The following is a 20,303-nucleotide window of genomic DNA, read 5'->3' as shown; positions in this document are numbered from 1 at the left end:
GAACCCTCACCACGTAGGACACGGTCTTAGTCTGCTGCTCTGCAGGCAGTGTCATCTGCCGTGGGGCCGCAGCACCCTCCAAGTTCCAAGTGGGGCGGCAGTCGAGTCCACATCGCTGCGGTGATATCACCCGTGGAATGTTCCCGATGCGCATTGTGCGGAAAGCTACTCGCCGCACAGTCCTCCCGGACTCTGCACTCAGCAACAACGATCGTCGAGAGAAACAGAGCATTCGAAGGGAGAGAGCATGCCGACTCCTCGTCGGAACAAGAATGACCACCTGCTCTACGCCGACGTCGTCGACTCCAAGCAGAAGGCCGGCGTCTGGATGGGCGAGCGCGACGCCTTCCAGGCCAAGCAGACCGAGATCCTGGAAGCGGTGAAGGACCAGGCGAACTGGGTCCCGGTCAAGGACGCGATCATGGTGGTGAGCACCGAGCCCGCCGGCATCACCATCATCGCACCGAACCCGACCCTTCCCGGCGTGATCGTCCTCGCCGACGGCGGCTCGCCGGAGGCCTCAGCGCAGCTGCAGGCCGCCGGCGAGGAGCTCGTCCGCAAGGTCATGGCCGAGCGCGGCATCGTCGAAGAGGAAGCCGCGTAACACCGTGACTTCCTCACAGCTCCTGTGGGGGAAGTACGTCCAGTACGTCCGGGACGGCGAGGGCGCCCTCCTCGACCCGGTCACGCTGGACAGTGTGTACCTCGACCGCGGGGAGGTCACCGACCTCTCCGCGGTTCCCCCGACCGCGACACACAAAGCTCTCGCCGAGCTCGGCTTCACTCCCGATAGGCCCCGCGCCGATCAGCGTGAAGCACTCCGTGACCGGCTCCACCAACTCTGTCTGGATCCCGTTCCCGTACGGATCAGCGGCCTGCGCGTCGTCCTCACCGACCGCTGCAACATGAAGTGCAGCTACTGCTTCGTCAAGACCAACACCGGCAAGCCGGACATGACCGAGCAGGAGATCGCCGACGGCCTGACCTACCTCTTCGAGACAAACGCCGGCCGCGATGAGGTAGCCATCCAGTGGTTCGGTGGCGAACCGACAACCCGGTTCGACCTCATGCAGCACGGGGACACCGTCGCGGACTCCCTCGCCGCACAGTACGGCGTCAAACGGGTCCGCCGAACAGTCGTCACCAACGGGGCCAGTCTCACCGACGCCATGATCGACCACTTCGCCAGCTATGAATACGGCGTCGGAATCTCCATCGACGGACCACCCGCCATCAACGCCGAGCACCGGCGCCTCCTCGGCGGGCAACCGGCTGACGACCGCATCCAGCGCAACGTCCGCAGGCTCCTCGACACAGACGGCATCCATGTGGGCTGCAACCTCACCCCCACGCCCGCGAACATCGGCCGCCTGGCCGAGACCGTCACCTGGATCATCGACCACCTCGGGTTGAAGTTCATCTACGCCAACACCCCGATACCCACCAGCGGACGCTGGATGGTCAAGGGCAGGGAGCTTGCCGAGGAGCTGTACCAAGCACGCCTCGTCGCCCTCGGACGTGGCGGGTTGATGTTCTCCGTCCTCGACCGGGCATTCCAGGCGCTCGACCGACGCCGCCCCATGCTCTTCGACCACATGCAGAGCGACCGGACGCTGAACGTCGCCCTGCTCCCCGGCAACCGAGTCAGCCTCTGCGACATCAACTTCACCGCACCCTCCTTCCTGCACACCCTCGACGAGCTGCGAGCGGACCCGAACCTGCTGGGCGGCATCGCCAAGAAGGTCGCCCCTATCCCCGAATGTGGCCAGTGCCCGGCCCTGGCGATCTGCGGTGGCCCCTCCCGCAATGAGCAGCTCCTCATCGGTGGAGACCGACCGGACCCGCAGATGTGCGACTTCTACACCAGCACCGTGGAGATCGCCGTCTGGGACAGCACGGGGGTGCAGTGAACACCGTCGCCCACCCCGAAAGCCCGCCCACGTCAGCCCGGCAACGGTTCCGCTCCGCGCTCATCAGCACCGCCGGCCACTGCAAGATCGCCTGCGGATTCTGTTTCCGAGCCGATCGAGCCCACGGCTTCCTGGACATCTCGACCTACGCCCGGGCACTGTCGCGACTGAAGGAGATCGGCGTGGAAGCGATCTGCCTGACCGGCGGCGAACCCACCCACCACCCCGACCTCCGCCAGCTCTTACGGCTCGCCCACCAGTTCGGGATTCCCGTGTCGATCGTCACCTCGGCCCGAGACCCTGACGACGTCGACCGGTTGGCTGACATCGCGCACCTGCTCGCGAACGTCACTGTGTCCGCCGACTCCGCCGGCGCCATGGAGCTCGGACGCACCACCCGGTCCGTGTCATCGGCGATGGCGACGCTGGAGCAGGTCCCCACGTCAGTGCGAGTTCTCCACCTCACGTACTGGAAGCTCACAGCGCGCGAGTGCCAGAACATCTACGAGCACGTCGACGAGTCAGGAGTCCAGATCCAGCTCAGCCCGGTGGCGCTCGACGACACGGCACGACAGCGCGCCGGGCGCACCTTCTACGACTACCTGGCCCAGCAGAGAGAGGACGCCGATCTTCTCGGCCGCTACTTCCAGCTCAGCCCGCGGTTCCAGGAGCACCTCGCCACCCTGCGAGCCATGCAGCTGTATCCGGAGCGGCAGCCCTTCTGTGCGTCTGCGGTCTTGTACGTGTCCGCAAGCGGCGAGATCCGCCGCTGCCCCTACAGCAGGTCGGGGGTGAGCGTTCGCGCGCCTCGCGCAGAGATCAGTAGCTTCCTCCACGCTGATCCCCTTGACCGGACCACCGCGGAGTGCGCGGCCATATGCCGCGCCGACGACACCTGTGAGTAGACGATGACGACCCCAGTCACCACACCGGAAGAGTTCGTCGAACGGTGGCGGACCCCTCCTAACCTGCGCGTCAGCAGCGTCCTCACGGCGGCCGGCTTCACTTTTCCGCCCGCCCTTGACGTCCTCGACGCCGTCCGACAGGACGAGGAAGTGCGCTTCACCATCCTCGGGGACGAGGACTGGTCCGTACGCATGGACCGCACGTCGGCCTTCCGCACAGCCCCGATCGAGGAGGTCGCCACCTGGATGTTCCGACTCGTCCACTTCAACCTCACCCGCTTCTACAGCGGGCTCCTCAGCGGATTCCAAGAGCAGGTCATGATCCCCTGGCGAACCCGGCTGTCGAGCTGGGGGTTCACCTGGCAACGGTGCGCACCGCTGCTGTTCATCTCGACTGGCGGCGCATCATCGACGTACCACAACGACAACTCACACGGCCTCGTGTGGCAGATCGAGGGCACCAAGACCTTCCACAGCTACAAGGACCCCGACCAGTACCTCACAGCTGAAGCCGCTGTGGTGGGCGAGACCACCGCAGAGGAACCGCCCGAACACCGCCCGGCGGACCGCCAGTCGGTACGCATGCGGCCCGGTGACCGGCTGTGGAGCCACGCCCTGACCCCGCACTGGGTGACGACCGAGTCCCCGCTCGCGATGAGCGTCACCCTCTCTCACGGCGGCCTGTGCCACCAGGGCCGCTTCGCAGACCGCGAATTGGCACTCCGCTCCTACTGGGACCAGCACCCCGACGAGGCGTGGAAGCTCGATCTGCGCAACGTTCGCTACTAACCGACCGGGCCGGGGCCGCTGCACCCTTCAGACGGTGCAGCGGCCCCGGCCCTTGGCGGTGACTACGGGGTGAGCCGGTTCGGACCACGGAACAGGAACGTGGCCTCGCGGATCGAGTCGAGGCCCAGCATCACCATAAGGACCCGCCCGAGCCCCATGCCCAGCCCGCCGTGCGGAGGACAGCCGTACCGGAAGGCGTTCAGGTAGTCCTGCATCGGCTCGGTGCTCATGCCCTTCTCCGCCGCCTGCTTCTGAAGCACGTCGTAGCGGTGCTCGCGCTGCGCACCGGTGGTGACCTCCAACCCCTTCCACAGCAGGTCGAAGCTGAGCGTCACGCTCGGGTTGCCGGCCGGCCGCATATGGTAGAAGGGCCGGATGCTCGTCGGGTAATGGGTGACGAACACCCACTCGTGCCCTGTCTGCTCTTTGATGTGTGCTGCGATCCCGCGCTCACCCTCCGGGTCCAGGTCGTCCTTCACGCCCGCCGGGTCCCAGCCCTTGGCCCGCAGGATCTCCTGCGTCTCGGCCATCGTGATCCGCGGGAACGGTGTCGTCGGCACCGTGACCTCGACCCCGAACGTCTCCTGGATTGCCTCACCGTGCGTGTCGGCCACCTTGGCAATGGCATAGGCGAGCATCTGCTCCTCGAACGCCATCACGTCCTCGACCCCGTCGATCCACGCCAACTCCACGTCCACACCGGTGAACTCGGTGGCGTGCCGCGAGGTGAACGATGGCTCAGCGCGGAAGACGGGCCCGATCTCGAAGACCTTGTCGATGCCCGAGGAGATCGCCATCTGCTTGAAGAACTGAGGCGACTGCGCCAGGTAAGCGGAGCGGTCGAAGTAGCCGAGCTTGAACACTTCTGCGCCGGACTCCGACGCGGTCCCCATCAGCTTGGGGGTGTGCATCTCGGTGCACCCCTGCCGATAGGCGTACTCGCGCATCCCCTGCTCGAACGTGGTCTGCACAGCGAACAGCAGCTGCGCCTGGGGGCGGCGCCGTACGTCGAGGAACCGCCAGTCCATGCGGTGTTCGAGCCCGGTCTGCTCGTCGATGGGTAGTGGAGTCTCAGCCCGGTTCAGAACCTCGACCGATTCCGGGATGATCTCCAGGCCACCGAGCTTCACGATCGGGTTGTCGACCACGCGACCGGTGATCCGGACCGCAGACTCCGGCGTCAGCCCCTCCAGCGCAGCCTCAACCTCGTCGCCCTCGCCGCTGCGTTTATGGGTGACCTGCACCATCCCGGTGTGGTCACGCACCACGACGAACTGCATCTTGCTCTGCAGGCGGAGCGTGTTCACCCAGCCCGACACGGAAACGGTCTGACCGACATGTTCTCGCAGGCCAGACACCAGTACACGGCTAGTTGTGTGGATCATCGCAGCCCTCCCAGGGGCGTCGTCATGATCCCTTGGGGGCGCGGACGAGAAGGGGTACTCGCGGTGCCACCGCGCCTTTACCGAAGCCCAAAGGCCACGGCCTCATTCGTGCCCGATGACGGGGGCCGGCCGGCGGAGCATTGGGCCTGCCATCAGGCCGTTCCTCCCCGCACTCAGGAGGGTCTTCACCTCGGGACGCAAGACCGCCTTCTCAGCTACCAGCGGCTCTCTCTGCTCGCGTGTTCCCGCGGCTACTTGTCTCCTTCAACGCGTTGCTGCCGAGCATAGCGGGGCATGCAGGGTTACGACAGCAAGATCACGCCAATGAGTCGCCACGGCCACCCTCCATCGCCAGTGGCCTCACTCCGACCTCTGCCGCATCAGACTTGCCGGTGCAGCGGCCCGCTCGGCGTACGGCTCTGCTCCCTCGGACCAGTAGGTCCCTGGAGGTGACAGACCGACCATCAGGCCGCAGCGCCAGCCACGCCAGCAGATCTGCAGACCCTTTTTCTGGAATTTAATGGGCGATATAACGGAAGTGATTTTGGGTGACTGCGATCAAGCTATACGTTGCGTTGGTCGCGTCACGCATGGAATCGCCTACGCTCCGAGGGGCAGGGGCGATCTCGCTCGCGATGCCTACCAGCGCAAATTAGAAGATGTCGTTTCCAAATTTCTGCCAGCCTGCGATAGCGGTCCTGGCACGTATGAGTGATCGGCGAATGCCAAACCGGTCGCGAACCATTGTCCCGACTCACCACCATCGGTCCTGCGTGAGCGACTCAGGGAAGGAATCCCCTCGATGGAGGAAACATCCGCGCCCGGAACCATGGTCAAAATCCTCTCAAGCCTGCCGTCTAAGGCGCCCGACCGTAGCATCAAGCACGTCTTCAGAACCTCGGACAGGGCTACGTTCGAAGCCGTGCAACTCTGGGAAGGAGAGCACGGAGCCTATTCGATGTGCATGTCGGCCCAGGCTGGGTGCAGGCAAGGCTGCACGCACTGCGCCACCACCTTCGCGCGCACGCCCTTCGTGCGAAACCTGAACGCAGAAGAGATCACCGCTGCGGTAGAGCACCTGCAGGAGCGGGTGAGGGCACAGCAAGGGCCCTTGGTCTGGGTGGACTTCGCGGGGGTCGGAGAAGCTTCCGCCAACTGGGCTCACGTCACCACCGCTGCCAGAACAATCGTTGGACGAGGACTGGCTCAGCAGGTGAAGGTGACCAGCATCGCCCCGCGGGCATGGGTGCGAAGCCTCTTGAAGCCCAACTCCTGGCTCCCTGACCGCCTCATGTTCTCCCTCCACGGGGCCAACACTGCTCAGCGCAGGGTGATCATCCCCCGCGCGGACGACCCTTCAACCGTCCTTCCGCTGTGGGCAGCCGTTGCTGATTTACGCCCGGTGGTGCTGAACTACGTCCTCTGCGACCACAACACGCGACCGGAGGACGAGGCAGCGCTCGCCGAACTGCTCGCTCCCTACGCAGGAAGGTTCCTCATACTGAGGCTCTCCAGCTTCAATCCCGTGCAGGGCAGCCCGCTGCACCCAAGCTCGAGGGAAGAGCAGTTCATCGCCGCCCTCTCCCGCGATTTGAGCGGCTGGACCGTGTCCCACCACTTGTCAGCAGGCAGGGAGACGACCGCCGCCTGCGGGCAACTCCGGGCAGAGACCCTGGATCTCCCTACGCCGACCAAGCGGCCGGGGCTCTGACGATGCCGCCCGAACGGCTGCGCGAGCTGCCACTGCCGGCCCGCTGATGAAGAACAGCACCGGCCCTTCGGCCTTCCCCGTAGCTGGGGCAGACCCATCATGTCATCCGGTTCGACACTCGCCTTACAGCGCTGACGCGTTCCTCAAGGCCACGTTGACGCGCTCTCCGCGGCCCGTTACAGATGGCTCCGGTTGGGGATGCAGTCACCTTGACATCCCCAGAGCTCAACAGACTCTGAGTGGAGGCAGACGAACCATGCCAATCCTGATATGCCACCCCTGCCCTGCAGATGCGAGGCCTTCGGAACGAGAGCCCGGCTCTCAGTAATGCCGCGGCCGGGAAACCATCCAGCGGCTGTTGCTGCGGGCCTACTCCTCTTTGGGGGTGGAGCACTCCTTCTGGCCTCTCTGTTCGGAGTCTGGGCCGCATTCAGCGCGGTGGTTGGCACTTCCATCGGCCTGGCCACGGCCGTCGAAGTCCAACACCGTCGTAGCGTGCGACGCGAGCAGGAGGAGCGCGATTGGAAGCGCATAGTGTGGGAGGAGTGGGGCTATCGCACTGAGTGAGCCTTTTCCAACCTCAGTTTGAGCAGGTGAGGTTGAGGGTGAAGACGGCTTGGACGAGGCTGGTGATGCGGGTGGTCGAGCACCGGAGCTTGCGCAGGAGGCGACAGGTCTTGAATGTGGCGACCGCGGGTTCTACCAGGGCTCGGATCTTGGCCTGCGAGCGGTTGACGGCCTGCTGCCCCTCGGGCAGGTTGTCCCACCGGCCTCGACCGCGGTATCGAAGCGGGTCAGGGCCTCACGTGCCGCCGGCTGGATCGAGGCGGCCAGTAGCTACGAGCAGCCCGTGGGCCGGTACCGCACCGTCACCGTCACCCTGTTCAAACTCGGTGAGGTCCGGGCGTTGCGGGAGATGCCCGGCGTGGACTGGGAAGCCGTCCGTTACTGATCTCTTCGGATTGTTGTCGGGGGCGGTGACGGGTGGTGATCCCTGCGGTAGGCCGGTGGTATGCGGTACGCGCAGGGTGGTGGGCTGACTGCGGAGCGGCGGCAGTTTCGCGAGCGGATCCGGTACGAGGCAGGCGAGCTGTTCGCTCGTGGTGAGAAGACCGCAGTGATCGCGAAGGATCTGCGGGTGAGTGAGCGGTCGGTGGAACGCTGGCGCCGCGCCTGGCGGGAGGGCGGATTGGACGCCCTCGCCTCCACGGGGCCACCGAAACTTCCCAAGCTGTCCGATGGCCAGTTCGCCTGACTGCGGCGGCGCTGGGGGCGTACATCGTCTTCGAGGACGAGGCCGGGTTCTCGATGACGCCGCCACGCGCCCGCACCTGGGGCCGGCGTGGGCACACGCCGGTGGTGCGGGTGCGTGGCCGTTCCTGGCGCCGCTGGTCCTCCCGTCTGATCTACTGGCCGCGCCGCCACCGCAAACACCGTGGCAAAGGACGTGACACCTTTGCCTTCCACAGTTCCTCGCGTTCGGCGTTCTTGCCGGACTTCTTGTCGGCGAAGATCCGGATGCACCCTGCTTCGGTGAGTCCGTGGATCTGCCGGTCGAGCAACTGCCCTTTACTGGACACGCGTGCGTATCCCACGAGGCCGCCGGTCCGTACGGCCGGTACCGGGGCGAGGAGATCAGCGGTGTCGTCGCCCTGGGGTGGCTGCACCCCCCAGATCGTACAGAAAACGGTGCCCCTCAAGTTCTTGCGCACATCGACTTTCTGACATCGTTTTATGGGCATGATTTGACGTCGATCCGGCCGCGCGCCGCCGCTTACTGATCTTGCTCATCAATCGGTCGATAGATGAGCAACGGCCTCTATCGAGCCTCGCCTCCGCCAGTGGGCGAGCTGGTCTTTCGTTCTCAGGGTGCTGTGGTGGTGGGGTCCATGCTTTTGGAGCCGGACAACCAGTAGTTCGGCCAGGGCCTCGGCAGCTCCGGCCGCATCCCCAGCCTCTCCCCGTCGTATGGCCATCCAGTAAGCGACCTCGTCCTGCGTACTCAACGTATCTGGGTGGTGGGGTCCTTGGATCCGCAGCTGGTCGGTGAGTAGTTCGGCCAGGGCGTCGGCAGCTCCGGCCGCATCCCCAGCATCGCCCCGGCATCTGGCCAGCCAATAGCGAGTGTCCAGAGTGCTGGGGTGGTCGGGCCCCTGGATCCGCAGGCGGTCGGTGAGCAGTTCGGCGAAGGCGTCGGCAGCTCCAGCCGCATCCCCAGCCTCCCCCCGCCACCGAGCAAGACCGGTGCGAGTGTCCAGAGTGTCTGGGTGGTGGGGTCCTTGGATCCGCAGCTGGTCGGTGAGTAGTTCGGCGAAGGCGTCGGCAGCTCCGGCCGCATCCCCAGCATCGCCCCGGCATCTGGCCAGCCAATAGCGAGTGTCCAGAGTGTCTGGGTGGTCGGGCCCCTGGACCCGCTGATGGTCGGTGAGCAGTTTGGCCAGGGCCTCGGCAGCTCCGGCCGCATCCCCAGCATCCGCACGCCAGACAGCCAGCCCACGGCGGGCCCGCAAGGTGCTGGGGTGGTCGGGTCCTTGGATCCGCAGGCGGTCGGTGAGCAGTTCGGCGAAGGCTTCGGCAGCTCCAGCCGCATCCCCAGCCTCCCCCCGCCACCGAGCAAGATCAATGCGAGTGTCCAGAGTGTCTGGGTGGTCGGGCCCCTGGACCCGCAGGCGGTCGGTGAGCAGTTCGGCGAAGGCTTCGGCAGCTCCAGCCGCATCCCCAGCCTCCCCCCGCCACCTTGCCAAGCAGGATCGGTCGCTCAGGGTCTGGGGGTGGTCAGGGCCGAGAGCCCCAACCCGGTCTGCCAGTAGTTCGGCCAGGGCCTCGGCAGCCCTGGTGGCATGCCCCGCGCGCCCGTGCCAATCCGCGATGGCGTGGCGAGTATCCAGAGTGTCTGGGTGGTGGGGTCCTTGGATCCGCAGCTGGTCGGTGAGCAGTTCAGCGAAGGCTTCGGCAGCTCCGGCCGCATCCCCAGCCTTCCCCCGCCATAGAGCAAGTCCGGTTCGAGTGCCAAGGGTGTCTGGATGGTCGGGCCCCTGGACCCGCAGCCGGTCGGTGAGCAGTTCAGCGAAGGCGTCGGCAGCTCCAGCCGCATCCCCAGCCTCCCCCCGCCACCGAGCAAGACCGGTGCGAGTGTCCAGAGTGTCTGGATGGTCGGGCCCCTGGACCCGCACCCGGGCGGTCAGAAGTTCAGCTAGAGCTTCCACCGCACCGCGCGCATCGCCTGCCTGTCCTCGGTTCGCGGCAAGGTTGTCCCGAGCAAGCAGGGTCTCAGGATGGTCCGGACCGAGAGAAGCCCGAGCCCTGTCCACCAGATCCCGGAAGTACTCCACGGCAGCGGTGAACTGGCCGGCCTTGCTCAAGCTAACGCCAACGTGCATAAGCAGGTGATGATGCTTACTCCCGCTGAAAAGGGCGTCTCCAGCGCAGTAGATGAGGGCTTGTGCGTTGGCTCTCAGGGTCTGAGCTAGTGGGAGGTGGGGGTCGGGCCAGACCTCGAGTAAGGCGTCACCAGCGGCGCGGACGGTCTGGCGGTGCTCCTGAGGGCTGAGAGTGTCGCGGGTGGCGCGTTGGATGAGCTGGTGAATGCGCACTGACTGCTGTGGAGACTCGGGATCGTGGTCGATGAGGCTCAGACGGTGCAGAGCACGAAGTGCGCCCCACACGTCCAGCTCCGTCACTTCATCTGCGGTGCTCTGCTCAGTTACAGCCTGGGCACGGTGCCGAGCGAGGTAGGTCCGGGCGGGCTCACTGGTCAGGACGCTCTGGGGAATGTCGTTCGGATCCAACATCGCAGTGAGCTGAAGCGCGGGACGGGCGAGACCGGCGGGGTTGAGGCTGTCAGCACGTTCGATCGACAGCGACCATGTGGCGGCCACGGTGGTGTTCTGGTCGTCTGGCAGCGTGCCGGGCTCGGGCAGCATGCTGGCGAGGCTGGTGGCGCGGCCGGCGAGTCGGCGGCGGTAGCTGGGGCACTGTCGGTGGGCACATCGTGAGCAGCCGACGGGAATGCCGGCATCGACGATGTAGGCAGCAGCCTGCGAAAGGGCTAGCGGCAGGTAGCCGAGATCCTGGGCCAGCGCACGGATCTCGTCGGGATCATCGTGCCGCCCGTGCTCGGCAAGGAAGTCAACTAGATAGGCGACTGCCTGATCCGGAGTGAATACCCCGAGGTCGATCCGATGTCCAGGCAGAGCGACATCGCGACGCCGCGTGGTGACCACCGTGCGGCCGTACGGATTCTTCGCCGGCCAAAGCCCGGTCACGTCAGCGGGGTCGGCGACATCGTCCAGTACGACCAGCCATCGGCACACGCGCTCAGATCCTGGCGGCTTGGGTTCAAGCCATCCCAGGAACGCCTGTGCGGATCGCTCGGGGTCACCAGGTTCGTGGGCGAGGAGTTCTTCGGCGGCCTGGGCGAAGGCGGAGACGATGGCGGGGCGGCTGCTCGCGCTGACCCAGACCAGCACATCCAATTCCTCCCCAGTCCACGCCTGCCGCGCGTAGTGGGCGGCGAGCTGGGTCTTGCCGACACCGCCGGTGCCGCGTAGCACCTGGCACAGCACTGCGGTGCCGCCGTTGGTCACCGCGGCCCGCAGTTGGTCGGTCTCATCTCGTCTCTGGAAGGCCGCAGCTTCGCGGGGAAGGACACCGACCTGATGCGGCCACGGGACCGGCTCCCGCCCATGCACATGCACGGTCGTGATGTCGCCGCTGTGGTATCCGCTGATCGATACTCCTGCCGGCCCAGAAGTCGCTTGACCCGTATCCCGAACCTCGATACCCCGCCGTCCTGCCATACCGCTCCCCCTGCCGATGCCCTGGGCTACTTCTCGCTGTACCCGCTGATGGCGTCGCCGTCTCCGGTCGCTTCGGCATCGCCTGTCCGCTCAACGGTGACGGGGCGCGCAGATCCGCTCCCGTGATAACCCGTGACCGCGTTGCCCTTACCTGCTGTCTTAGCGGTGCTGGTTTCGCGAACGACAATGGCTGATTGGCTGGCGCCAGGGAGCGCTGCCCAGATTCCGATGCCCACCGCTGCCACACCTGCGAGAGCGGAAGCCACCGTCGCTATCCGGTTCGCTGTCTCCCACTGCGAGACGGCGAACACCCAACCCAGGACAGCGACCACGACGCACGTCACGACCAACACCACGCGCTTCAACGTCATCCCGTCATCGTCGCTCAGGCCGAGTCGCGATGGGAGTGCTTTGGCCGAGCCCCTCATCCTCCGATGCGCGGGGGCCAGGCACACTGACGACAGTGAGGTTGAGGCGGGCACCCATGTCGAGGTTGACCTCGCCGTACGGGCGCACTGTGGGACCAGAACAGCGGGGTCAGGCGACGCCGGTCAGCAGAGGTGAGGAGGTCGGCCCACTCCGGTTCGCCGAGGATGTCCTGGAGCATCAGGGTGTTCACGCAGACCAGGGCGGATTGCAGGATGCGCAGGCAGAGTACGAACATCTCCTGCTCGTCGCGCCGGTTGCAGGAGATCTCTCTGCCCTTGCCGTAGGCGATCACGGAGTTGGCGCCGTTGGAGGACTCCATGACGTTCAAGCCCTCCTCGATCTCACGCTGTCCCGAAGCCGCAGGTAGCGGGCCACGAAGATGGTTTTCTGGGCGCGGCCGACCTCCAGCATGGCCGCGTAGGTGGGGTGGGAGGCGTTGCGGGTGAAGCGGCGCACGATCGCCTCGGTGGACGCGGTCCGGGTCCGGATCGCGGTGGCGTACTTGATCATCTGGTCGTACTGCTGGGCGATGAGTGCCCAGCGGATCGGCCGGGTCAGCGCCAGGGTCAGCCGCGGGTACGCGTCCGGGTCGCCGGCCACCGGCCGGTACAGCTTCACCTTGTTGATCCACTTGATCCTGGGAAGCAGGTCGAAGTTCAGCAGCCTCGTGATGCCGAATCCGATTTCCGACTGGCCATGCGAGTCGGTGTGCCTCGACGTCCATGGCGGTGCCGTGCCGCATCGTGCCCTCGATCATCGCGGCGACCTCGGAGGCGGTGCAGTTGATCAGCTGGGAGTGGATGGCCAGCGGCTTCTTCTCCACATGCCAGTAGATGAGCACCCCGCGGCCGCCGTAGCGCGAGTGCCACTCGGTGAACAGGTTCCCAGGACCCTGGTGGCCGAGTGAGTTGCTTTGAGTACGGAAAAATCGTCTGGGATCCGCAGGGCGGGGCGAAGACCCGGCTGCACGATCAGTGACGGGCTCCTCAGTTGGGCTCTGTGACTTCACAGAGCCCAACCGGTGCGACCGCGCTTGGTGGATGGCCAGGCCGCTCCGGTCAGGCCTACGCCTCGTTGACCGGCTTTTCAGACGCCCTCTAGATCCCGTGATGGTTCTAAGCGCCAACGGCTGTACCGAGGTTCTCCAAGGCCGCAGAAGCACCCCTACGAGGCGTAGGTGTCGTCCTTGTAGTCGATGACGGCAGCCAACTCCTCGTACTGGAACCACTGCGGATCGGCCGCGAGCTCTCGCACCCGCTTGACGAACGCTGTCCATGCCGGATGAGACCGGAGCTGAGTGGCGTGCGTCCAGAATGTGACCGCGAGTTCAGTCATCCCGGACGCCTCTCGGCACTGCGCGTTATCGGCCCATGCGGTCAGGATGCCGTTCAGCTGCTCGGGCTGGATCAGGCGTGCGCACGGGATCACCGTCATCGCGGTGAGGCGCTCGGCGGTGCGCCAGCCGCCGGCCGAGGTCAGGATGGGCGCCAGGAAGTCGGTGAAGTAGGCGGAGGGCCGCCGCTCGATGACGGCGGCCTGCTGGGTCGGGTACAGCTGTGCGAACTTGCTACCCAAGGCAGGGATGCGGGCTCGAACAGCGTCAACCCCGGCCAGGGCAAGCACAGAGGCCATCGCGGGCTCCAGGAACCCGGAGGCGTCGGCGGGGAGGGCTGGCCTGCGCTCGACGTAGGTGCCGATCTGTTGGCACACCGTTTCATCCAGGGCGTCCACGAACACGTCGAACGCGCCCAGGCGGGCGATCGTCTTCAGCTGCTGTTCGATGGGAAGTCCGTTGAACGTGATCATCGCCTTGGCTACGGCCTCCCGCACGGCAACCCGGTCGTGCTGGGCGAAGGCGATCAGGCAGAGCGCGTGCCGGTCGGCCGCCACGCTCGCGGTGATGCCAATCTCCTCGGGCACCTCCAGTTCGAGCATGGCATGCTTGGCCGCGGTGCCCAGGATTTGCTTCCAAGCGCTGGACTTCACCCGCTGGGCGAACATCTGCACCAGGTAGTCGGCGTGGCCGACGAAGGAGGGGTCGCTCACGTGAGCCTTGTACCGGTCGAATGCCTTGCGGCCTTGGGTGGGCGGGTGCACCAGTAGGGCGTCCAGTGCGGCCACGAGGTGGGCCCGCGCGTACTCGCCACTCGGGGCGAAGACGTCCCCGAGCGGGCGCAGGGAAGGGTGCGCGCACAGATGGCGGTCCTGCTGCAGGCGTTCCAGCTGCCGGTGCTCGATGAAGTCGATGAGTTCCAGGTCGAGCGCGTTCTGCAGGAGCTTGCTCTCGACCTGCTGCATCGTCTTGACCGCTTCGGCGTCGGCCTTGCTGCGGGCTGCCTCGATCTTCTTGACGACCTCAGCGGCCGTGCCATCGCCGTCCTCGGCGAGCTGGTAGAGCTTGTGGATGATGTCGGCGCAGACCGCGGTCCAGGTGGCCACGATGGCGGCCCGGGGGGTACCAGTGCTGTGGCAGCGATAGGCATCCGCGACCAGCGGCCGGACCTCCTGGTGCCAGACTCGGGTGATGCGCTCTTCAAGGTTCAGCACCAGATGCTCGCCGTTCCGTCGGGGCCCGCGCGGTGCGGGCTGGCCCGGCGGCCGGCCGGGCGCGGAGTTCTCGTCCCCCTATGTATAGGCGGCGGACGCCCGGGTGGGCACCGGGTTTCCCGACAGTGCCGGCCTACAGCGGCACCGCGAGCTGGCCGGAGTTCTGCCCGGGGTTGTCGTCTTAACCAGGCCCGCCCACAACCTGCCCCGATCCCACGATCACCGGCTGAGCGTTAACCGCTGTACCGCTGTGCTCCAAGGCCGCTCCAGGCCGGCGAAGTTCCGGGGCCCCGCCTCGCTCTACCTGACCAAGCGTCACTCTGATTACAGAGAGCTACTTGTCACTTCGCCGTAGCTTCGGGAGAACATGGCCATCAAGATGCGTACGGCCAGACGGATTCCCCACCCTGCAGTGACTTTCTGTAGCCTCACTTGCGGTGTGGCAACTGGTCCGAGGGGAGCAAGTCGGCATGGCACGCACGTGGTTGTCCATCCGCGTCGAGCTGGTGTCCGGTCACGGAGCGGATCTGTGGCCTCGCCCCGGCCGGATCCTCGCCGCGGCACGGACCCACTCCTTCGCCCAGCTCGCGGAGGCCATCGATCGCGCCTTCGCCCGCTGGGACCTGGCCCACCTGCACATGTTCACGCTGGCCGACGAAACGGGCGTCAGCCCGCTGGATTGGTGGGACGGTGAAGCCCCGGACGGCCACACCGCCAAGCTCAGCAGGTTGCAGACCGGCGAGCAGTTCGCCTACGTCTTCGACATGGGAGACGACTGGGCGCACCTGTGCACGGTGGGCGACAAGCGTATCGATCCGCTGGAGGAGTTCGGCGAGACACCCGGCAGCCCGGTTCCATACTGGGGCTGGGGAAGTCTTCCGGATCAGTATGGTCGCCGCTGGGACGGCGACGACGGCGAGTCGCCCATGCCCAAGCGGCCCGCCCGAGGGCTGAGCGATCTGCCCCCGATCCTGCCTTGGTGGGGTGATCGGCGGCAAGGTTGAGGTTCACTCTGTGTAGCTGAAATAGCCGACAGTGGGATCGAAGTGACCACGGCGAACTGACCACCAACAGATTCGGAAGCGTCCCCTCCGAACGGCCGGCATCGGGACGTCTTCAGGCCGCTTGGGTCGGCTCGTGCTCGTGCACCGACTATTGGCAAGGGGTTCGCAAGCACCGGAAGGGCGTTGCCTGTGCTGCTGGCCTTAGCCTGCTGAGGCGGGACTTCACAGCGCGAGGTCGCCGTGGTCATGGTCACCTCTGCTGGGGATGGCACTTCCAGTTCGAACCAGATCGTCTTCCCTGCAACGCAGGATTGCGATCCCCACTCTGTTGCCAGTGCAGCAACCAGGAAGAGACCACGCCCGTGCTCGTCTACGGGCAGAGCTTGAGAGAGAGCCACCGGCGTGGGATCGATATCGGTGACTTCCACACGGAGCCGCTCTCCGGTCCACCGTACGCACACCACGCACGCGGCCTTCGTGTGCGTGACCGAGTTCGCGACCAGTTCTCCGGTAAGCAGCTTCAAGTTATCGGTCAGTTCCTCGCCCAAATCCAGCCCAAGCCGCCGAGCACGGTCCGCGACGCGGTCTCGTGCTGCCGGCACTGCCTCGACCCGAGGCGGGACGGTGAACGCGTAGGGCGATTCCTCAAATGGGCGCGACATAGCTGGAACCTCTCAACGGGCAGGAGCTAGGGCGTCAACGCGATCTCCTGTAAGTGAACGGATCGCTCGCCGACCTCACCGGGCAGCCCTGCAGAGCAACCGGAAGATCCGGTAAAGCCCGGCACTGGCGGATGACCACCATGAGCCACGGACCGCCCGATGCCCTATTCCTCCGGCGATATCACCGTCGCGATGCCAATGAGACTGCGCCAGCCATTCACCCAAGGCCGCGACGACCGAACTCACTCGACGACCGAACTCACTCGTCAAACGAACTCGTCGACATCTCGTGTCGCTGGCTCCCCCACGCGGCGCCCAACCTGAGCAGGTCTTGCTGCCGTACGACGCGGAATTCTCGATGCAACTCGGGAAGATCGCGCTCGGCAGCAGCCGGGCCGGCTGTACGCCGCGCGCCTGGCCGAGGACGGTGCGGACCGGCGGTTGGTGCTCTGTCCCCGAGGCTCGGCGGGCGCGGTCCGGATCCGCGGCGCGGTTTCTTCGGCGGCGGACACGCTGTACGGGAAGACCCGGGCGGCCATGCCCGCGGCCAGCCAGGTACGGAGAATCTCGGCACGCCAAGATGAGGCAGCGCAGTGGAGCGCCATGGCCCGTCAACTGCTGATGACCAAGCGGCCGGCCCGGCGTGGGCGCAGTGCTCGAACCGTGTCGGGCGGGCTTGCCCACGCGGAAGCCTCTTGCTCGCCCTTCTGGGCGAGGAATGGCTTCCTGGAGCCCCTGGTTCGTCTGATCAGGTGTCAGGCCGCGTCCGGGAGCGGAACAGCGGTCAAGCCCTCGATTCCTTGGTATGAGAGCGGGTCCCTGACTTCGACCGGCGTGGTGATCCCGATGAGGGGCGCGGTGTCGGCGAGCGCGATGTAGGTAATGCCGTGCACGCGCAGTCGGTAGTCGTCGGCGATGCTCCTGTGGGGAGATTTGGCCGTGTGGAACAGCAGCCCACGCAGTACGTGCTCCGCTCCAATGGCGAGGCGCTCTGCACGCTCGGGATCGCTGGGCAGGAAAGCTGCTTGCCAACGGGCGGCATACGGGCCAGTGGGCTGAGGCCAGCCGGGTGTTCCCGCATCTGGATAGTTTCTGCCGGTCGCCCAGTACCCCAGCTCCAAGAGAGCGTTGTCGAGGTTCAGATCTCCCGGCGCCCGGTTGTGGCGGACCATGCTCAGGCGGAATGTCTCGGCGATGGCGGCCGGGAGGTGCTCGATGTCGTCATCAAACAGGTCTGCATTGCGCAGGCTCCACCAGCCGACCTGCTGCTCGTTCGCCCGGGACCAGGCCAGGGCGGCTTCGGCCCACGGCCAGCAATCGGTGTACGGGTGTCGACCGTGCCGCGCAACGTACTTCTCGGCGTGCTCCTGCACCCTCATGTGCCCCTGGATGCCGCTCAGTTCCATCACGCCCCCTTTGAACGGTCATGATCTCCGCCGACTCGCCCAAGTGTCCCACCGGTCCTGCTGTGAGCGCCTTGCTTTCAGCCGCCCGGCGCGGCGCCCCATTGCCTGCATGGCGCAGCGGACCGCGACTGACTCCATGCCCCGATGTGCGAGGCGTCGCAGGAGCACTGGGCACGTCGGCTCACCAGAAGCAGCCGAAGGGGACGCCACCGCAACCGGCACCACCGCCCGGAAGACCGGGTAGCCCAAGAGCAAGTCCCCCCGGCTACCCGGCGTATCAGGGGATACGGCCACTGCCGCGAGTACGGCGATCAGCGCCGCGGTCTCGATCAGGAACAGGGCTGTCGTGCCGGTGCCCGGGGCGGGCGCCACCAGGGCGTAGTGGATGCGCAGGACGGGGTCGCCCCACACGAGGCGGGCCAGGGCCGGGCCGCTGACCGAACCGGCCAGCTGCGCCGCGACGTAGGGCAGGACCGCGCGGCCGGGAAACAGGCCGTCGGCCCACAGGAAGACGGTCACTCCGGGGTTGAAGTGGCCGCCGGAGGCACGGCCGGTCGGGGCGTACATGAGCGCGGCGAGCAGCAGCGCCACCACGGCACCGGCCGTGCCGAGCATGAGGTGGGCGTCTCTGATCGCCAGGGGCGAGTCCGGTAGCGCGAGCAGGCGCACCAGGCTGACCACGCCGAACAGGAGCACGGTCGTCGACAGGAACTCGTAGCCGGCGTGACGGGCGAGGTCCGCGCGGCTCGGGGCGGAAGAACTCATGGCTGTCCTCAGGGTTGGGGCCGGGCCGGTGATGTCCCGCAGGGCCAGGCAACCTGATTTTTTTCGCTGAGTGAACTTTCGTTCGTTCTGCGTGAAACCAGAGTCTGCGGTGCCTGTGCGGCGCTGTCAACGCTCGGTAGCGTTCTCTCGTCAGGGATCAGGACGAGGAGCACAGGAGCAGGGCCGGCGATGGCAGGACGCGCAAGGGCTACGACCACCGGTGGCGCCACGGAGGCGGGGTCCGGCGCGGAGCCGGAGGGCCCGCTGGCACGCGGCCTGGCCGTGCTGAAGGCCGTGGCCGACGCCGACGGGGCGGTACGCCTGGCCGACCTCGCCCGAACGACAGGCCTGGCGCGTTCCGCCGTGGACCGGCTGGCCGCGACGCTGACCCACCTGGGCCATCTGCGTCTCGTCGACCGCGATCTCGTGGCCGCCCCCCGGCTGATGGAGTTCGGCAACGCCTACCTGCGCGCGGCAGGTCTGCCCGACCGGGTCCAGCCTCATCTGGACGGCCTGGCCCGCACCCTGGACGAATCCGTGTCGCTGATCGCGGCCGACGGCTGCGACATGCGCATCGTCGCTCGCGCGATCCCCCCGGACCGGGTGATTCCCCTCGGCTTCCGGGTCGGCGACCTGCTGCCCGCTGACCGCTGCGCGGCCGGGGCCGTACTCGCCGACGCCTGGGACCCCGAACAGCACGCGGCCTGGCGGACGCACCGCGCCGCCGACCCACTCGACGCCGGCTACCCGGCTCTGCCGCCACGCTTCACGCGGCTCGAACAGGCAGCGGCGGAGGCGGACTTCGCCGCCTGGATCTCCGACGCGGCCGAGCAGGGCTGGGCCCTGGACGACCAGATCGCCGCCCCGGGCCTGGTCGCCTTGTCCGTTCCCGTTCCCGTTCCTGTTCGCGGCCAGGACGGCGGGCCCCGGTATGCGCTGAGTGTCCTCGCCCATACCAGCCGCTTCAGCGCGGAGGCGCTGCGCGCACACGCCCTGACCCATCTCACCGGGGCGGCACGGGAGATGGGTGGCGCCCTCGGTGCCGACGGTCCTGCGGCCGGCGGCCTCACCCCGTCCCCCTACGCCGATGCCAAAACCGAGCTAGGACCCCTGTTCCTGCAGGCCCTGGCTCGCGGCCTCGCCGTGCTCACCGCGCTCGGAGGGACCCCCGGCGGCCTCACCCTCAACGAAGCGGCGGAGGCCGCCGGCCTGTCGTACCAGAGCACGCGCCGCAACCTGCTCACCCTGCTGCACCTGGGCTACGCCGAGCAGCGCGGACGGCACTACCTCCCCGCCCCGCGCACTCTCGGCCTCGGCTACGCCCGCCTGTCAGGTCTCGGCCTGGCCGACATCGCGCAGCCGCATCTGGCCGAACTCGCCGCCCGCGTCCATGAGTCCGCCTCCGTCGCCGTACTCGACGGAGCGGAAGTGCGTTACCTGGCCCGCTCCGCCACCCAGCAGGTCACGAGCGTCAGCATCCATCCGGGAGCCCGGCTGCCCGCCTACGCCACCTCCATGGGGCGCGTGCTGCTGGCCGACCTGACACGGCCGGACCAGGAGCGACTGCTCGCCGCGCTGCCGCCCCGGCCGCTGACCTCCTTCACCCGTACCTCGCCCATGGATCTCACCCAACTCCTCGCCCAGGCACGGCAGGACGGGTACGCCCTGGTCGAGCAGGAGCTGGAGCTGGGACTCCGTTCCATGGCGGTCCCCCTGCGCGACGCGCGCGGCAGGGCCGTCGCCGCGGTCAATGCCGCCCTGCACGCGGGACCGGAGACACCCGAGCAGTCTCGCGAGCGTCTGCTCCCGCACCTGATCTCCACCGCCAGGGCGATGGAAGCCGATGTGGCCGCGGTCTTCGCGTTCGGGCCGGTACGCAACGACTGACGCGGGCCGGCAGCTGCCGGCTCCCTGCCACTCCCCAGGAGTACTACGACACACCCACCTTCGCGCGCACTTTCGCAACAGGCCCTAAGTGGGCGTTTACTCCG

The 20,303-nt window shown here is 66.9% G+C and carries 15 protein-coding genes and 4 pseudogenes; 8 read left to right on the top strand and 11 right to left on the bottom strand.

Annotated features, from left to right (window positions below; all coding sequences use genetic code 11):
* The first annotated feature begins 247 nt into the window (after positions 1-247).
* The 4 genes from BEK98_RS28360 to BEK98_RS28345 are packed head-to-tail and all read left to right on the top strand — an operon-like array spanning position 248 to position 3,604.
* Positions 248-604, top strand: coding sequence for a hypothetical protein (locus tag BEK98_RS28360; protein WP_094219525.1), 357 nt, complete (start codon positions 248-250; stop codon positions 602-604).
* 4 nt (positions 605-608) lie between these two features.
* On the top strand, positions 609-1,910 hold the full coding sequence (locus BEK98_RS28355; protein ID WP_244202029.1) for a radical SAM protein: 1,302 nt from the start codon (positions 609-611) through the stop codon (positions 1,908-1,910).
* Positions 1,907-2,815, top strand: coding sequence for a radical SAM protein (locus BEK98_RS28350; protein ID WP_094219524.1), 909 nt, complete (start codon positions 1,907-1,909; stop codon positions 2,813-2,815). Before BEK98_RS28355 ends, BEK98_RS28350 begins: the two co-directional genes overlap by 4 nt.
* A gap of 3 nt (positions 2,816-2,818) precedes the next feature.
* Positions 2,819-3,604 carry a cupin domain-containing protein gene (locus tag BEK98_RS28345; protein WP_094219523.1) on the top strand — a complete coding sequence of 262 codons (786 nt, stop codon included), beginning with the start codon at positions 2,819-2,821 and terminating at the stop codon, positions 3,602-3,604.
* A gap of 62 nt (positions 3,605-3,666) precedes the next feature.
* On the opposite strand, the gene aspS is transcribed toward BEK98_RS28345, so the two are convergent.
* Positions 3,667-4,989 (bottom strand): aspartate--tRNA(Asn) ligase, encoded by a 1,323-nt coding sequence (gene aspS / locus BEK98_RS28340; RefSeq protein ID WP_094219522.1) that lies wholly within the window; start codon positions 4,987-4,989, stop codon positions 3,667-3,669.
* 802 nt (positions 4,990-5,791) lie between these two features.
* Between aspS and BEK98_RS28335 the strand changes: the two genes are divergently transcribed.
* A complete protein-coding gene (locus BEK98_RS28335; RefSeq protein ID WP_094219521.1) occupies positions 5,792-6,700 on the top strand; it encodes a hypothetical protein in 909 nt (302 codons plus the stop codon).
* A gap of 580 nt (positions 6,701-7,280) precedes the next feature.
* Here BEK98_RS28335 and BEK98_RS28330 read toward each other — a convergent pair.
* A pseudogene (locus BEK98_RS28330) lies at positions 7,281-7,475 on the bottom strand (IS5/IS1182 family transposase); the annotation flags it as partial.
* A 237-nt stretch (positions 7,476-7,712) separates the two neighbouring features.
* Between BEK98_RS28330 and BEK98_RS51340 the strand changes: the two are divergent.
* A pseudogene (locus BEK98_RS51340) lies at positions 7,713-8,164 on the top strand (helix-turn-helix domain-containing protein); the annotation flags it as partial.
* Here BEK98_RS51340 and BEK98_RS50200 read toward each other — a convergent pair.
* The 6 genes and pseudogenes from BEK98_RS50200 to BEK98_RS28300 all read right to left on the bottom strand — a co-directional run bounded on the left by BEK98_RS50200 (position 8,107) and on the right by BEK98_RS28300 (position 14,475).
* On the bottom strand, positions 8,107-8,442 hold the full coding sequence (locus BEK98_RS50200; RefSeq protein ID WP_244202027.1) for a recombinase family protein: 336 nt from the start codon (positions 8,440-8,442) through the stop codon (positions 8,107-8,109). The pseudogene BEK98_RS51340 and the gene BEK98_RS50200 sit on opposite strands and share 58 nt — an antisense overlap.
* Before the next feature lie 48 nt (positions 8,443-8,490).
* On the bottom strand, positions 8,491-11,286 hold the full coding sequence (locus tag BEK98_RS28310; RefSeq protein WP_244202026.1) for a tetratricopeptide repeat protein: 2,796 nt from the start codon (positions 11,284-11,286) through the stop codon (positions 8,491-8,493).
* 239 nt (positions 11,287-11,525) lie between these two features.
* Positions 11,526-11,870, bottom strand: a complete 345-nt coding sequence (locus BEK98_RS48055) for a hypothetical protein (RefSeq protein WP_107428299.1) — start codon at positions 11,868-11,870, stop codon at positions 11,526-11,528.
* 53 nt (positions 11,871-11,923) lie between these two features.
* On the bottom strand, positions 11,924-12,247 hold the full coding sequence (locus BEK98_RS51335; protein ID WP_425276630.1) for a Tn3 family transposase: 324 nt from the start codon (positions 12,245-12,247) through the stop codon (positions 11,924-11,926).
* 5 nt (positions 12,248-12,252) lie between these two features.
* Positions 12,253-13,204, bottom strand: a pseudogene (locus tag BEK98_RS28305) (Tn3 family transposase).
* Positions 13,093-14,475, bottom strand: coding sequence for a hypothetical protein (locus BEK98_RS28300; protein WP_094219519.1), 1,383 nt, complete (start codon positions 14,473-14,475; stop codon positions 13,093-13,095). Before BEK98_RS28300 ends, BEK98_RS28305 begins: the two are co-directional and overlap by 112 nt.
* A gap of 470 nt (positions 14,476-14,945) precedes the next feature.
* Between BEK98_RS28300 and BEK98_RS28295 the strand changes: the two genes are divergently transcribed.
* Positions 14,946-15,479 (top strand): IS1096 element passenger TnpR family protein, encoded by a 534-nt coding sequence (locus BEK98_RS28295; RefSeq protein ID WP_094219518.1) that lies wholly within the window; start codon positions 14,946-14,948, stop codon positions 15,477-15,479.
* 296 nt (positions 15,480-15,775) lie between these two features.
* On the opposite strand, the pseudogene BEK98_RS51330 reads toward BEK98_RS28295, so the two are convergent.
* The 3 genes and pseudogenes from BEK98_RS51330 to BEK98_RS28275 all read right to left on the bottom strand — a co-directional run.
* Positions 15,776-16,141 (bottom strand): annotated as a pseudogene (locus BEK98_RS51330) (ATP-binding protein); the annotation flags it as partial.
* 755 nt (positions 16,142-16,896) lie between these two features.
* Positions 16,897-17,547: a hypothetical protein gene (locus BEK98_RS28280; RefSeq protein WP_094219516.1), complete on the bottom strand. Its 651-nt coding sequence runs from the start codon at positions 17,545-17,547 to the stop codon at positions 16,897-16,899.
* 18 nt (positions 17,548-17,565) lie between these two features.
* Positions 17,566-18,312, bottom strand: coding sequence for an aquaporin (locus BEK98_RS28275; RefSeq protein WP_094219515.1), 747 nt, complete (start codon positions 18,310-18,312; stop codon positions 17,566-17,568).
* Between the two features lie 189 nt (positions 18,313-18,501).
* Here BEK98_RS28275 and BEK98_RS28270 point away from each other — a divergent pair, with 189 nt between their 5' ends.
* Positions 18,502-20,199: an IclR family transcriptional regulator domain-containing protein gene (locus BEK98_RS28270; protein ID WP_094219514.1), complete on the top strand. Its 1,698-nt coding sequence runs from the start codon at positions 18,502-18,504 to the stop codon at positions 20,197-20,199.
* Positions 20,200-20,303: the final 104 nt, after the last annotated feature.

The sequence above is a fragment of the Streptomyces diastatochromogenes genome, from assembly GCF_002242805.1.
Classification (GTDB): Bacteria; Actinomycetota; Actinomycetes; order Streptomycetales; family Streptomycetaceae; genus Streptomyces; species Streptomyces diastatochromogenes.
Note: the sequence above shows the minus strand (reverse complement) of the source record. Positions and strands in the feature narration are given on the sequence as shown.

What these genes read in the sequence shown, in the direction of transcription:
- BEK98_RS28360 (WP_094219525.1), top strand. Translation starts at nt 248, where the DNA reads ATGCCGACTCCTCGTCGGAACAAGAATGACCACCTGCTCTACGCCGAC.
- BEK98_RS28345 (WP_094219523.1), top strand. Translation starts at nt 2,819, where the DNA reads ATGACGACCCCAGTCACCACACCGGAAGAGTTCGTCGAACGGTGGCGG.
- aspS (WP_094219522.1), bottom strand. Translation starts at nt 4,989, where the DNA reads ATGATCCACACAACTAGCCGTGTACTGGTGTCTGGCCTGCGAGAACAT.
- BEK98_RS28335 (WP_094219521.1), top strand. Translation starts at nt 5,792, where the DNA reads ATGGAGGAAACATCCGCGCCCGGAACCATGGTCAAAATCCTCTCAAGC.
- BEK98_RS50200 (WP_244202027.1), bottom strand. Translation starts at nt 8,442, where the DNA reads ATGCCCATAAAACGATGTCAGAAAGTCGATGTGCGCAAGAACTTGAGG.
- BEK98_RS48055 (WP_107428299.1), bottom strand. Translation starts at nt 11,870, where the DNA reads ATGACGTTGAAGCGCGTGGTGTTGGTCGTGACGTGCGTCGTGGTCGCT.
- BEK98_RS51335 (WP_425276630.1), bottom strand. Translation starts at nt 12,247, where the DNA reads ATGGAGTCCTCCAACGGCGCCAACTCCGTGATCGCCTACGGCAAGGGC.
- BEK98_RS28295 (WP_094219518.1), top strand. Translation starts at nt 14,946, where the DNA reads ATGGCACGCACGTGGTTGTCCATCCGCGTCGAGCTGGTGTCCGGTCAC.
- BEK98_RS28280 (WP_094219516.1), bottom strand. Translation starts at nt 17,547, where the DNA reads ATGGAACTGAGCGGCATCCAGGGGCACATGAGGGTGCAGGAGCACGCC.
- BEK98_RS28275 (WP_094219515.1), bottom strand. Translation starts at nt 18,312, where the DNA reads ATGAGTTCTTCCGCCCCGAGCCGCGCGGACCTCGCCCGTCACGCCGGC.
- BEK98_RS28270 (WP_094219514.1), top strand. Translation starts at nt 18,502, where the DNA reads ATGGCAGGACGCGCAAGGGCTACGACCACCGGTGGCGCCACGGAGGCG.